9 protein-coding genes are annotated in these 14,367 nt (G+C 48.4%); all 9 read left to right on the forward strand.

The window, feature by feature from the left end; translation table 11 throughout:
* The first annotated feature begins 157 nt into the window (after positions 1–157).
* The 9 genes from leuC to BMW94_RS17500 all read left to right on the forward strand — a co-directional run bounded on the left by leuC (position 158) and on the right by BMW94_RS17500 (position 14,232).
* Positions 158–1,579, forward strand: coding sequence for a 3-isopropylmalate dehydratase large subunit (gene leuC, locus BMW94_RS17455; RefSeq protein ID WP_091000292.1), 1,422 nt, complete (start codon positions 158–160; stop codon positions 1,577–1,579).
* 32 nt (positions 1,580–1,611) lie between these two features.
* Positions 1,612–2,229 carry a 3-isopropylmalate dehydratase small subunit gene (leuD, locus tag BMW94_RS17460; RefSeq protein WP_076288982.1) on the forward strand — a complete coding sequence of 206 codons (618 nt, stop codon included), beginning with the start codon at positions 1,612–1,614 and terminating at the stop codon, positions 2,227–2,229.
* Positions 2,230–2,504: 275 nt separating this feature from the next.
* Positions 2,505–3,911, forward strand: a complete 1,407-nt coding sequence (locus BMW94_RS17465) for an N-acetylmuramoyl-L-alanine amidase family protein (protein WP_091000293.1) — start codon at positions 2,505–2,507, stop codon at positions 3,909–3,911.
* A 258-nt stretch (positions 3,912–4,169) separates the two neighbouring features.
* Entirely contained in the window at positions 4,170–5,582 is a 1,413-nt protein-coding gene (locus tag BMW94_RS17470; RefSeq protein ID WP_091000294.1) for an N-acetylmuramoyl-L-alanine amidase family protein, read from the forward strand.
* Between the two features lie 35 nt (positions 5,583–5,617).
* A complete protein-coding gene (locus BMW94_RS17475; RefSeq protein ID WP_091000295.1) occupies positions 5,618–6,301 on the forward strand; it encodes a GerMN domain-containing protein in 684 nt (227 codons plus the stop codon).
* 72 nt (positions 6,302–6,373) lie between these two features.
* A complete protein-coding gene (locus tag BMW94_RS17480; protein WP_091000296.1) occupies positions 6,374–9,112 on the forward strand; it encodes an S-layer homology domain-containing protein in 2,739 nt (912 codons plus the stop codon).
* Positions 9,113–9,275: 163 nt separating this feature from the next.
* Positions 9,276–9,971, forward strand: coding sequence for an endonuclease III (gene nth / locus BMW94_RS17485; RefSeq protein WP_091000297.1), 696 nt, complete (start codon positions 9,276–9,278; stop codon positions 9,969–9,971).
* A gap of 23 nt (positions 9,972–9,994) precedes the next feature.
* The gene (locus tag BMW94_RS17490; protein WP_024630585.1) at positions 9,995–10,267 is read left to right on the forward strand and encodes a hypothetical protein; all 273 of its coding nucleotides are present in this window, start codon (positions 9,995–9,997) and stop codon (positions 10,265–10,267) included.
* A gap of 293 nt (positions 10,268–10,560) precedes the next feature.
* Entirely contained in the window at positions 10,561–14,232 is a 3,672-nt protein-coding gene (locus BMW94_RS17500) for a dynamin family protein (protein ID WP_091000299.1), read from the forward strand.
* Positions 14,233–14,367: the final 135 nt, after the last annotated feature.

Genomic DNA, 14,367 nt, shown 5'->3' on the forward strand with positions numbered 1-14,367 from the left:
TGTTTCCCTCATTATAGGTTAAACCTATTACATCTATAGATATTATATCTTGGAACAATGAAGGACAGGGTGATATATTTATGTCATTCAAGAGCTTTACTTTTAGATAAACGTATGAGGCTCTTCCAAGGACCGAACTTATGATGAGGTGAAAATGATGAGTAAAAAAACGATGTTTGAGAAAATTTGGGAAAATCACGTGATTCATCAGGAAGAAGGCAAACCAAGCATTTTGTATATCGATCTGCATCTGGTACATGAAGTAACATCTCCACAGGCGTTTGAAGGTCTGCGTCTGAGCGGCCGTAAAGTTCGTCGCCCTGAGCTGACATTTGCAACCATGGATCACAACGTACCAACGAAGGATCGTTTCAACATTACGGATCCAATCTCCAAACAACAAATTGACACACTTTCACAAAACTGCCGTGACTTCGGCGTAAAACTGTATGATCTGGATTCTATCGATCAAGGTGTTGTACACGTTATGGGTCCTGAGCTTGGCCTGACTCATCCAGGTAAAACGATTGTATGTGGCGACAGCCACACATCCACACACGGTGCATTTGGCGCACTCGCATTCGGGATCGGAACGAGTGAAGTAGAGCACGTTATGGCAACTCAATGTTTGCAGCAAGCCAAAGCCAAAACGATGGAAGTTCGTTTTGTCGGCAAACGTAACCCGGGTGTAACGGCGAAGGATATGATTCTCGCAGTCATCGCCAAATACGGTACAGACTTTGCTACTGGATATGTTATTGAATATACAGGTGAGTCGATCCGTGAACTGAGCATGGAAGAGCGTATGACCGTCTGCAACATGTCCATCGAAGGTGGAGCAAGAGCGGGCATGATTGCTCCGGATGAAACAACTTTTGAATATCTGCGTGGACGTGAATACGTACCTGCCGATGGCCAATTCGATGAAGCGGTTGCTGCCTGGAAAGAGCTTGTAACTGACGAGGGTGCTGAATTCGACCGTGTGGTTGAAATCGATGTGGAAACATTAATTCCACAAGTAACTTGGGGTACTAGCCCAGGTATGGGAACCGACATTTCTTCGAAAGTTCCTGTCCCGGCTGAACTGCCAACCGAAAACGAACGTAAAGCTGCTGAAAAAGCACTTGAATATATGGGCTTGGAACCTGGAACACCGATCTCCGAAATCCCGGTTGATTATGTATTTATCGGTTCATGCACGAATGGACGGATTGAAGATCTGCGAGCTGCTGCACAGGTAGCCAAAGGTCACACCGTATCCAGTAATGTTACAGCGATCGTTGTACCAGGCTCGGGACGTGTTAAAATTCAGGCGGAAAAAGAAGGTCTGGATAAAATCTTCACGGAGGCTGGATTTGAATGGCGTGATGCAGGATGCAGTATGTGTCTGGCAATGAACCCGGATGTACTGAAACCAGGACAACGTTGTGCCTCGACATCCAACCGTAACTTTGAAGGACGTCAGGGACGTGGAGGACGTACTCACCTTGTATCTCCTGCAATGGCAGCAGCAGCAGCAGTTAAGGGACACTTCGTTGACGTACGTGACTGGAATTTCAAAACGGAAGCAGCTATCTAACAAAGGAACGGATTGAAGGGAGAACGAATGATATGGAAGAATTCAAAACACTGCAAGGCATCGTTGCACCGGTAGACCGGGTCAATGTAGATACAGATGCAATCATTCCGAAACAATTTTTGAAACGGATCGAACGGACCGGATTTGGACAATTTTTGTTCTACGAATGGCGTTTTGACGAAGAGGGTAACAACAATCCTTCTTTCGAAATGAATAAACCTCGCTACGAAGGGGCATCCATTCTGATCTCACGCGCCAACTTTGGTTGTGGATCTTCTCGTGAGCACGCACCATGGGCGATAATGGACTACGGATTCCGTTGTGTTATTGCACCATCGTATGCGGATATCTTCTATAATAACTGTTTCAAAAACGGGATCTTGCCGATTAAACTGTCGGAAGAGCAGGTTGAAGATCTGTTCCAGCGTACAGCGACACATGAAGGCTATGAGATGAATGTGAATCTGGAAAACAAAACGATTACAGATGCTTACGGACTGCATATTGATTTTGATCTGGATGAGCATCGTCGCCAATTCCTGTTGCAAGGACTGGACGATATTGGTCTCACACTTCAACATGATGACGAGATAGCTGCTTATGAACAACGCCACGCGGCAAAGCTGTTTGGACAAACGGCCTCAGTCTAATCTTTCATCTGTAGTTCGTATATCAAACCTCCAATCGTGCAGGGAACTTCACCGTTCCTTGGACCGAATTGGAGGTTTTTTTGCATTTGGCAATGATGCAATTATGTTTTCGAGTTGCAGGGGATTCCGACTAAATATGACAACGTTGTAACCGGATGGAGTGACAATATCTGATAAACTGATTAGTAGATTATGGAAGGGTAGATAGAGTCGAGTGTTGCCTCACAGCGAATCAGGTCGAAGGTTCAAAAGACAAACAGAATGGTGGTTGATGTATGAAGAAATGGTCGGCAGCAGTCTTTGTTTTTCTGTTCCTGTGTTTATTTCCTGTCATGGCAAATGCCGATTCGTCTCCCTCGATTGTGCTGGACGGTGTGACCATTAATCAGCAGTCGGGAGCTCCGGCCGAGAATACTGGCAAAACCGTGATGGTGCCCATTCGGATCGTCTCCGAAAACCTCGGTTATCAGGTGAAATGGGAGAAAGCCACCCAGACCGTCCGTATTCTCAAAGGCAACAGCAGTATCCAGATGACGGCAGGTGAAGATGCGGCCACCGTGAATGGAAATCGGGTGAGTCTCGATTCTCCGCCTCTAATTAAACAGGGGACTACACTGGTTCCGTTACGTTTTGTCGGTGAAGGCATGGGTCTTCAGGTGGGATGGGACAATGGAACCAAGACAGTAAGCCTATTAAGTATTCCTCCTGTAGCTGGTACCGAAGGTGAAAATGACCCAGTGGAAGCTCCTGAACCGGAAGGGCTGTCTGAGCTTCAAAGTATCAGCTTCGGCGGGGATCGTCTAATCTTGGCAACGAACGGGAAAATCACACCGAAGGTTTCCAGTCTAAGCGGACCTGATCGTATCATCGTAGATCTGCCCGGCACCACATTTGCCAAGGAGTTCATCCAGGGACAGGCTTCCCATCCGGATGGCAGCGGGACGCTTCTGGTTACGGATTCATCGCTGGTTTCCAAGGTGCGATATGCAATGTTCAGCCAAACGCCTTCAACGGTGCGTGTGGTCCTTGATCTGAGTCAGGTGGCGACTGCCAAATGGTCACTGGGCGAGAACAACGTGTTGCTTGTTGACCTTGCGGCGAGTAATGGAGAACCAACAAGTCAGCCTGCTGTGCCAACCAATGATGGCAAAAAGGTTGTCATTATTGATCCAGGACATGGTGGACGACAGTCGGGAGCCGTCAGTGTGACAGGCGCCTATGAAAAGGACTTTAATTTGGCTGTGGGACTCAAAGTTCAGGCACTTCTGCAACAGCATACGGAGATTCAGACGGTGATTACAAGGCAGGACGATACAGAATTATCCCTGCAGCAGCGTGTGGATATCGCCCAACTGAATCAAGCGGATATTTTTGTGTCGATCCATGGAAACAAGTTTACAACGCCTGTTCCTAATGGAATTGAAACGTTGTACACTCGTAAGGAAAGCAAGGAATTGGCCGACATTTTGCACAAGCATGTGTTGCCGATTACGGGATTTAAGGACCGGGGAGTCAAGACGGCAAGTCTGCATGTAACCCGTGAAACAACGATGCCCGCAGTTCTGCTTGAACTCGGATTTCTGAGTAATCCTGCTGATGAAGCAATGATGCTGACCGAAGATTATCAGAACAAATGTGCACAGGCCATTGTAGACGGAATTGTTGAATATTTGGGTCTGTAATGTGTGTTGTGCGCAAATATGAAGATCAGGGTAGTGCGTTGTTTCAAGATGCATAATTGATAATTAAGGAAAAATGCAGACAATAAAATGTAGAAAAAGCTTGATTTGACAACGTTTTTTTTCTGTTATGTTGGAATATATTCGCAACTTTTGAGAGTGCGAGGCGTCTAATAGGTGTCTGGTAATGCCTCAGTGGTCAGTCGGAGCTGAAGGTTCACAACATGCGGCAAAAAAATATGAGAATGGTAGGGGTGAAGGATGAAGAAGTTCGGTTTTTTGGTACTGTTATTTGTCTTTGGGCTCGTTTTCCCGGGCTATAGTCATGCAGCAGCAGATACGCACATTATCCTAGATGGGAAAGAAATTGTGCAGCCTTCGGATGCCAAAGCGGAAATCATCAATAGCAGCGTGATGGTTCCAATTCGAGTTATTTCGGAGAGCCTGGGATATGGTGTGGACTGGAAACAGGCAACAAGCACCGTGACTATTAGCAAAGACAACACTGCCATGCAGATGATTGTTGGACAGAAGACGGCAACGGTGAACGGCAGTAACGTGAACCTGGATGCCCCGCCACTCGTGAAAAATGGAACCACACTTGTGCCTTTAAGGTTCGTTGGTGAGCAAATGGGTCTTAAGGTGGGTTGGAACAATACAACGAAGACGGTAACATTAGTTACCCAGAATTCAGGTTCCGGAAACGGGACAACCACTCCTCCGAACTCTGGTAATGATGGTGGAGGATCGGATCAGGAGGGTCTTGTACTGGTGAACGGCATCAGCTTCAGTGACAACCGCTTTTTGATTGCAACAAGCGGAAATACGAAGCCGAACGTCTTCACGATGACAGGACCGGATCGAATCGTTATAGACTTGCCAAATACCGCATTCGCTGACTCTTTTAGTGAAGGACAAGCTCTGGACAGCAACCAGAATGGACAGCTTGTCGTGAGTGGATATCCGGACGTGTCGAAGATTCGTTATTCCTTGTACAGCAATAGTCCTTCGACCCTTCGTTTTGTCATTGATCTGAACACTGCAAAAGGTTATGACGTGCAAAGTGACTCTGGTCTGGTTATGATTGATCTGAACAAAGAAGGCACTACAACACCGCAACCTCCTGTTGGAAACAACGGCAAAAAAGTTGTTGTTGTAGACGCTGGACATGGTGATCAGGACCCGGGAGCTATCGGTGTAACCGGCAAGAAGGAAAAAGACTTCAATCTGGCAATGGCTCTGAAAGTGGAAGCATTGCTGAAAAAAGAATCCAACATTGACGTTGTGCTGACGCGCAGCGATGATACATTTTTGGCTTTGAAAGAACGAGTGAAGATCGCAGAAAGCTTGAAGGCAGACATCTTTATTTCTATTCATGCGAACAGCGGATCTGCAGCAGCAAACGGTGTAGAGACGTATTACACCCGTTCAAATAGTAAGGCATTGGCTACGGTAATGCACAAGTATCTCTTGCAATCATCTGGCCTGAAGGACCGCGGAGTAAAAACGGCAAGTCTCCACGTAACCCGTGAAACAACGATGCCTGCTGTTTTGCTGGAAGCTGGTTTCCTGAGCAACAAGAGCGATGAAGCCGCATTGTTCACTGAAAGTTTCCAGAACAGTGTAGCCAAAGGAATTGTTGCAGGGATCAAAGAGTATCTGGGAATTAAATAAGGGTTCAACCCTTATGATCAGGAGGCGGAGTTAGAATGAACAAAAAATTATGGATTGCAGCGCTGCTGGTAACGGTTATGACAGTTGCTGCTGGATGTGGAAGCAAGCCAACAGCTGCTCCAGCTCCAAATCAGACTCAAGGTGCTGGAACAGAGAACAATGCGTCTGAGGATCAGAATGAGACGGATATTACTGAACCTGTAACCGTGGAACCGGAGGATACAACGACAACGACACCTGGTACCACAGAAGGCAGTACGGAGGGCACAACGACTCCATCGGGTGGAACTACTTCGGAGAAGCCTGGAACTTCCGAAAGTAATGAGAAGAAAACCATTGATGTGTACTACACAGATCTGGAAGAGTTGGAATTGCACAAAGCAACGGCAGATATTTCTTACGCTTCGGATGATGCCAAGTACAAGGCTGCATTTGCAGCACTGCAACAAAGTAAAGACGACAAACTCGTTCCACTATGGGCGAAAGAAATTGAATTGAAATCTGTTCAGTTCAAAGACGGGGCGCTTACTCTGGATATCCACATGCCGGATACAGCCCGTCTTGGTGCAGGTGGTGAAGTGTTTGCGATTGATGCTTTGAAGCAAACGTTCTTCCAGTTTGATGAAGTCAAATCGCTTGATTTGCTGGTGGACGGCCAGAAATCCGAGAGTTTGATGGGCCATGTGGATCTTGAGCATCCAATGACACGATCCGAATAGGTTGTATAGCATGTTGTTTTACCGTGAATCTGCGGAATATCGGCCGTTTTACATGAGAGAGGGGAATCACAGGTGACTTTTAAATATAATAATCCATCACACTCTAAAAAAGTAGTTTCAGCCGTGCTTGCAGGCATGATGGCCCTTAGCGCCGGCGGAGCTGCCATGGCAGCAGAATCAACAGATACGGGGCAAGGCCAGACTGCAACTGTAAACAATACAGCTGCACCAACCGGTTTGTTCAGTGATATCAAGGTCGGATATTGGGCTGAGAAACATGTGTACAAACTGGCCTATCAAGGCATTCTTCTCGGTAACAACGGCCTGTTCCGTCCAGGAGACGCGGTAACACAGCAGGAAGCTGTGACGATGGCGATCCGTTTTATGAACAAGGAGAACCAGTTGAACGACAGCACGGCTACGGCATTACCGACAAATATGGAAGTGGGAAACTATTTCAAGCCATATGTCGCTTTGGCGCTTCAACTGGGACTGATTGATAAAACCGAAGAATCTACTGTGGATGTATCCAAAACATCCTGGGGGCAGAAGCAGGCATCACGTGAATGGATTACAAAATTGCTGATCCGTTCGTTGAACAAAGATGCTGAAGCAAAGGCACAAAATAATCAATCTACCGGGTTTGCTGATAATGATAGCATTTCAGAAAGTGGCAAAGGTTACATCAATCTGGCTGTAAGCCTGGATCTGGCCAAAGGTGTAGATGGCAACAAATTTAATCCAACCGGCTCTGTAACTCGTGCTCAACTCGCTACATTCTTCAGCCGTGGCGAAACGTTAACGGATACGAAGTATGCGAACACATCCACGGGTTATGTAACTGGATTAAAAGATGGGCAGATCACGCTGGTTGTGGACGGAAAAGCTGTTAACTTCGCAGTGAACAGCAGTACGCCTTACTTTACTAAAGACAGTGAATCCCGTGCATCGTCTGCAGATGTGAAGCTGTATACCAAAGTTCAGATTGTAGGTACTACCGGTACGGCTTCCTATGTCGAAGTGGTCGATGCTACGCCGCAGGTAGAAAGCGTTGAAGGTACGTTTGCTCGTTCATTATCAGGGAATAAAATTGGCTTGTTTGTAGGCGAGAATTATGAAACATACGGCTATGATGAGGCAACGGCATTTATCGATCAAAACGGAAATGCAATTAAACTGTCTGATATTACAGCAGATAGCACCATTGAAGTACAACGTGAAACGTTCTCGGCTGACAAAAAGACAGTTGTTATTCGTGTGAAGTCCGGTATTGTCAACAAAAGTGATAGTGGTGTCGTTGCGGAAGTAACGACTGCTGCCAAAACGATTAAGCTTACCAATGCAGCCGGAACTACAGAGCAATACACGTATAACGATAATTTGATTATTCGTTACCAGGACCGAATCCTTACCTTGGCTGAGCTCAAAGCGGGAAGTGCAGTGAAATATACGGTCAAAGACAGCATCCTGCAAACGATCGAATTGTCGCAAGGTGTAGAGCAATCTGTACGCGGTACACTGGTGGAGATCGGTGGTAACCAATCGACACTGACGTTTAAACGTGAAGGTGGATCGCTGGAAGCGAAGCTGCTTGCAGAAAAGCCGGAAGTCATTATTAACGGAATCCAGGATGCTACGCTGAATGATCTGATTACGGACGCAACCAATGGAGATCAGGTTGAACTTACGCTAAACTCTGAAGACCGTGTGACGCGTATTCAAGTGATTGGACGTCAGATGGAGCCAATGAACGGGGTTTCCGTTGTATCCTACAACAGTAAAACAAAAGTATTGACGGTTCTCGACAGCAATAAAAAACCGTTTGTGTTCACGCTGGATGACAAAACGAAGCTGGACTACAACACATCGAAGCCTACACTTGCTGGATTGGAGTCTTTGTTAAATGATGGTCGCAAATTGGATCTGACGTATGTAGGAACTCGTGCGCTATCCGTTAAAGTGATCTACAAATACGAAGGCACAATCAGCAGTATTGATACTTCGGGCAGAAAAATCAGTTTGTTGTCTGGAAACCAAACGATCACGGTGCCGTACTCCACGGTTCCAACCATCGAGATCTACAACAAATCTGGAGCAAGTCTGAGCGATCTGAAGATCGGTGATAATGTCACAGTTACGCTGGGTTCAAATCAGGACTATGTGCAGAAAGTGGCTTTGAACACCGTGGCTCAATTTGAAGTAGTCTCTGTAGAGACCAATGGTCGTGTTCGTGTAAAATCGGATTCGCTGACAAGTCAGTTCTATGTCGATCAAGCGGTTCTGACAGGAGAAAGTGGTCAGACCATTACGGCGTCACAATTGACAGCGGGCAACCTGATTAACGTTACATTTGAGGGAACGACGCCTAAAGCGGTTCAAGTTGTTAAACGTACGCTTGCGGAGGTTACATCTGTTGATGCTTCGTCAGTTACACTGAAACTGTTCAATGGTCAAAGTGAGACGGTTCCTGTTAGTGGTTCTGTAAAAGTAGTCAAATCGGGATCTACGTTAACCACACTTGGCAGTCTTACTGTAGGTGATCGTGTTGAGATGACGAAGGATACGGATAATTCCACCCGTTTCAGAGTGTTAACTGTCATGAGCAAACAGTTCTGGTCTTATGATGGAGTGGGCAACCAAATTTTGGTTAAACGTGAGTCCACATCTGACACGAATTATCGTTTTGCACTGGGTACAGGCGCATTTGTTCACCAGGGTGACAACACTTTAAGCGTGCAATCTCTCAAAGATAATGATAATATTGTATTGTATCTCCTGAACAACGTTGTACTGGAGATCCAAAAACAGTAATCGTTTCTTTTCGAGGATCAAAAGAATGACCGTCTTGATGCGGGATCTTTCCCGTATCAGGACGTTTTTTTTGCAAGATTTTTGGGGTCCCCGCAAAGTACTCGAAAGAAGCTTCGAAGTAAGGCTCCACGGCGTGGAGTCATTTTGTGGGAGGTAGCTCTTCATGAATGCAGCCACTGTTAGGCATATACTCGATACAATGGAAGCGATGTTTCCTGACGCACATTGCGAATTAAATCACAGCAATGCGTTTGAATTGACTGTAGCCGTCCTTTTGTCTGCCCAGTGCACCGACGAAACGGTAAATAAGGTAACCGCAGACTTGTTCAAAAAGTACACCAGTCCTGCCGATTATCTGGCAGTTCCTCTCGAAGAGCTGGAACAGGATATCCGGCGTATCGGCTTGTACCGAAACAAGGCCAAGCATATTCAGAACATGTGCCGAATTTTAATAGAGCAGTATGGCGGTGATGTACCGCAGGAACATGATCAGCTTGTGACGCTCCCTGGTGTAGGGCGGAAAACGGCAAATGTCGTTGTATCCAATGCATTTGGAGTCCCGGCAATTGCGGTGGATACGCATGTTGAACGTGTATCCAAAAGGCTGGCACTGGCAGGTTGGGATGACTCCGTACTTGAAGTCGAGAAAAAACTGATGAAGCGCGTACCCCGGGATGAGTGGACTTTAACTCATCATCGGATCATATTTTTTGGACGCTACCATTGCAAGGCACAAAACCCTCAATGTCATGTCTGTCCATTGCTGGACATATGCAGAGAAGGGAAAAAGCGTATGAAAACGTCCCAAATCAGGAAAGATAAGGAACGTGCCACAACCCCAAAACGAAAAATAAATTAATGAGCAGAAGAGGATGAGTAATCATGAAATGCATTTCCGTGTACACTGACAATTTTGAGGCCTTCTCCGATATTTTCGAACAAATCGTTGAACAGGAAATGGCTGAAAACGAAGAAAAAGAAGTAGAAGGCATCACTGTAAGCCATTCTGGCGATGTGCCTGAACATTATTTGGAGCGTATGTCCACGAAACCAGAAGTGGTTGTCATGAGAGACAAAGGTCGTGACATTACGATTTTGCAGCATGGACAAGTATTTGAAATTTTGCTGCCTTCGATGGAGAACGCTGTTTCCTAAGAGATTCGCAATAATAAGATATGCTGCTTCTATGTCACAGGGTTATCCTTTTGAAGGTGATCCAATTGGACATGGACGCAGCATGCTTCTTATGGAATACAATCGTTTCACAGATAAAACCGACAGCATCGGTTTTATTTTTTTATGTGGAGAATCTGAGTGGAATTTTCTTTGTCAGCCATCTTGCATTCAAATCGTTCAATTTCCAACTTGATAATGGTAAAATAAATGAATTATAAGATAAAGACATCGGACCAGATGTCAAATTAGAGGAGCCAGGGGGAAGGCCAGTCATGTCCAGAACAGATTACCCAGTAGAGATGGCTAAACCTCTGCTTCCACTGCGAGAAGCGATGGAGCAGACAGGGGACCATACAGCTGTAAAGGCTTTAACGGATTTGATCAGTAAGGCGGAAATGAAACAGTTAACGATTGCGTTTTGTGGACATTTCTCGGCAGGCAAATCGAGTCTAATTAATAGTTTATGCGGCAAGCGGGTTTTGCCTTCGAGTCCTGTACCTACAAGTGCGAATGTTGTATCCATCCGTAACGGTGAGCCGAGAGCACTTATTTATACGTCATTGAACGTAAGCGCTGACAATTCAGCGGGAGTTCTTGAGGTTTCGCCTGAACAATTGGAAGAGTATTGCAAGAATGGTGGGGCATACACCTCCATTGAAGTATGGGATGACATTCCCTTACTGAAAGATGATGCGGTATTACTTGATACGCCAGGCGTGGATTCGACCGATCAGGGGCACAGCCTTGCAACACATTCAGCACTGCATCTTGCCGATGTGGTGTTCTATGTGATGGATTATAACCATGTGCAATCGGAAAGCAATCTTTCTTTTGCCAAAAGTCTATCGGATTGGGGCAAACCGTTGTTTCTTATCGTAAACCAGATTGATAAACATCGGGAACGGGAGCTTTCATTTGACCAATATGTTGAAGGTGTAGAAGCTATTTTTGCAGCCTGGGAAGTCCGGTATGATGGGCTGTTGTTTACTTCTCTTCGGGACAAGGAGCATCGTTACAACCAGTGGGCGCAGCTTCCTCAGCTGATTGAACATATGATGAATGAGAAGGAAGGGTTAATCAAGCACAGCCTTGCAAGCTCGGCGAGCCATGTGACTGAGCAGCACCTGACAAGACAGGCGGAAGAACGCGAAGAGGAAGAGGCAGCGCTCCTGGAGGAAGTTGGGGGCAAGGAAGGAATTGAACGCCTGGAACAGGAAATGGGTCTCCTCGATCAAAAGGAAGCCGAACTTCGTTCCAAACCATCACGGGAACGGGAGCAGTTTCGGGCGGAGCTGGAACCCCTTCTGGCGAATGCGAACCTAACCCCGGCCGATATTCGTACCTCTGCTGCGGCCTATTTGGAGAGCCGTAAACCCGGTTTCCGGGTAGGCTTATTGTTCTCTGGTGGCAAGACTGAGCAGGAGAAACAGCGTCGGGCGGCTGAGCTTGTGAGACTTTTGCAGGATCAGGCCTCAGGACAAGTTGAGGTGCATATCCGTACGATGCTCAGACAGCTGGGTGAAACCCATCAGCTGTGGGGTGCTGAGTGGGAGCAGGCGCTGAACGCGGAGCTGCCTGCGGTGGATGAAGCACTGCTGGAGATGAAACGGAGCGCCAGCGCAGAGGTATCTCCCGAGTATGTGCTTCAATTCAGCAAAGATATACGGGGCGAGATTGAGGCCCGTTATCGCAGGGCGGCCATGATGCTGGCCGACCGCTTGCTTGAAGCGCTGGGCGCGCAGGGCGAAGCCGCGCTCCAGGCGCTGGACGCCAGCCGCGCAGCGCTGCTGGCGCAATCGGCGTCGGCGGCGCGCTACACGGCGCTACAGCGCGCCGCCGACGCCGAGGCAGCAGGGCTGCGCAGCCTGCTGCCGCCTGCGGGCCCCCTCACCTCCGGGCTGTTGCCGGAGGTGCAGGGCCCGCCCGTGCCCGCGCACGAGCCGGGTGAAGCACCCGGCCCGCACACGGGCACGGCAGAGTCTGTGGCTGCGCAGCCACAGACTCCAGGGGCACCGCCGCCGCGCAAAGCGGCGGTGCCTGGGCAGCCGGCGGCTGGCGCACAGCGTCGCCGGCGCCTGGACGCAGCGGCGGCACGGCTGGAAGCCGCCGCTGCGCTGGTAGAGCCGTACCCTGCCATGGGGTCGGCGGTACGGGATCTGCGTGCACGCGCGGCTTCGCTTGCGGGCGGCACGTTTACGCTGGCGCTGTTCGGAGCGTTCAGCGCCGGCAAGTCCTCCTTCGCCAACGCGTTGCTGGGCGAAGCCGTGTTACCGGTCTCGCCGCATCCAACGACAGCGGCAATTAACCGGATCATGGCTCCGTCCGGTGGCGCGGAGCATGGAACTGCCCGGGTCCGGATGAAGACCCCGGACGCCTTCCAGGAGGATCTCGCGTATTCCTTCCGTTTGCTTGGACTGGGCGAGCCTGGGGCAGACTGGCAAAAACGGGTCAAAGCCCTTTCGCCACAGGATGTGCATCCGGCGGGCCGTCCGCATTACAGCTTTTTGCAGGCAGCCGCAGCAGGCTGGGAGGATACCGCAGCTCAACTCGGCCAGGATGTGCTGGTGGATCTGAACGGATATCGTAACTTTGTCGCGAATGAGAAGAAATCTTGCTTTGTCGACAGTATTGACCTGTACTACAGTTGTGATGTGACAGAACAAGGCATTGTCCTTGTAGATACACCAGGGGCTGACTCCGTGAATGCCCGTCATACGGGTGTCACTTTCAATTATATGAAGAATGCGGATGCACTCATTTTCGTAACGTACTACAATCATGCCTTCTCTCAGGGAGACCGACAGTTCCTGAATCAATTGGGACGCGTGAAAGACAGCTCGGCGATGGATCAGATGTTCTTTGTGGTTAATGCGAGTGATTTGTCTTCCTCTGAAGAGGAGTTGGAGCAGGTTCTGGATCATGTGAGCACGCAGCTGCGCAGTAATGGCATTCGGGCACCACGTCTCTTTCCTGTATCCAGCATGCTGGCAATGGAAGGCAAGACGGGCAACGATGCGACATTACTGGAGCAATCCGGCTTCATTCAGTTTGAGGAAGAATTTAACCGGTTTGCAGGAAGTGAGCTTGCGGACCTTGCGGTCGGCGGAGCTTCTGAAGAGATTGCACGGGTGATTAAACGTCTGAAGACTCGTGCCGAGGATGCGGCCCAGGGGGAAGAGGTTCTACAGCGACGTCGGGATGAGCTGGGCTCAATTCAGGAACAGTCACTTCAGAGGGTACATTTGCTCGCGGAACGTTCCATGAAGGCAGAGCTGGCTCAGGAAACAGCTGAACTGCTGTTCCATGTGCGGCAGCGCCTGGGTTATCGTTTTGGTCTGTTCATGGCAGAAGCCTTCCATCCATCCGTTCTTCGTGAGGATCGCGGGAATCTGAAAGCAGCCTTCGCTGCCTGCGGTCGCGAACTGCTGCGCATGATTGCCATCGAACTGGAGCAGGAACTGCTTGCCACTACACTCAGACTCGAACAGGCGGGTCAGACTTGGCTGCACAAGCAAGTGAACGAATGTGTAGATGAACTGAAACGATTATCCGGAGGCATGGATCTGTCGTTGCCACTGAACGAACGCTGGAGTACACCTGTTCTGGAAGAGGTGCGTTTGGAAGAACCTTCGGGTTGGAAAGCATATCTGAGTTATTTCCGTAATCCGAAACAGTTCTTCGAAGGAGATGGACGACAGCGGCTGCAGGAGGCACTTGACCCCGTTATTAAACAAATGGTGATCGATGTTCTGCCTGCTGCGGAGAATAAGCTGGTTCAATTCTATGATAACCAGCTTGGGCAGTCTTTGCAGCATCACTCCCGTCAATTGGAAGAGAGACTTGAGGAGGCCGTGGGTGCCCTTCATGAGACACTGACCAGTGGAATTCCTGCCGAAGAATGGGAGAGTCTGTCTGTGCAACTGGGGCAGATTGAACGCGAATAAAAGGGATTCGAATCCATGTCTGTATGGAAACGGTTTTATAACAAAATGAGTTATACAGCGATATTCTGAAATGTCGTCGTTGTACCCAAAAAGGCCCCTGCCCCTAAAGGCATACAGGGAGCCTTTTTTGGTACG

Source organism: Paenibacillus sp. OK003, from assembly GCF_900109515.1.
Lineage (GTDB): Bacteria > Bacillota > Bacilli > Paenibacillales > Paenibacillaceae > Paenibacillus > Paenibacillus marchantiae.

Bases quoted from the DNA above. Each gene is read 5' to 3' on its own strand.
- BMW94_RS17470 (WP_091000294.1), top strand. From the start codon at position 4,170: ATGAAGAAGTTCGGTTTTTTGGTACTGTTATTTGTCTTTGGGCTCGTT.
- nth (WP_091000297.1), top strand. From the start codon at position 9,276: ATGAATGCAGCCACTGTTAGGCATATACTCGATACAATGGAAGCGATG.
- BMW94_RS17490 (WP_024630585.1), top strand. From the start codon at position 9,995: ATGAAATGCATTTCCGTGTACACTGACAATTTTGAGGCCTTCTCCGAT.
- BMW94_RS17465 (WP_091000293.1), top strand. From the start codon at position 2,505: ATGAAGAAATGGTCGGCAGCAGTCTTTGTTTTTCTGTTCCTGTGTTTA.
- leuD (WP_076288982.1), top strand. From the start codon at position 1,612: ATGGAAGAATTCAAAACACTGCAAGGCATCGTTGCACCGGTAGACCGG.
- BMW94_RS17475 (WP_091000295.1), top strand. From the start codon at position 5,618: ATGAACAAAAAATTATGGATTGCAGCGCTGCTGGTAACGGTTATGACA.
- leuC (WP_091000292.1), top strand. From the start codon at position 158: ATGAGTAAAAAAACGATGTTTGAGAAAATTTGGGAAAATCACGTGATT.
- BMW94_RS17500 (WP_091000299.1), top strand. From the start codon at position 10,561: ATGTCCAGAACAGATTACCCAGTAGAGATGGCTAAACCTCTGCTTCCA.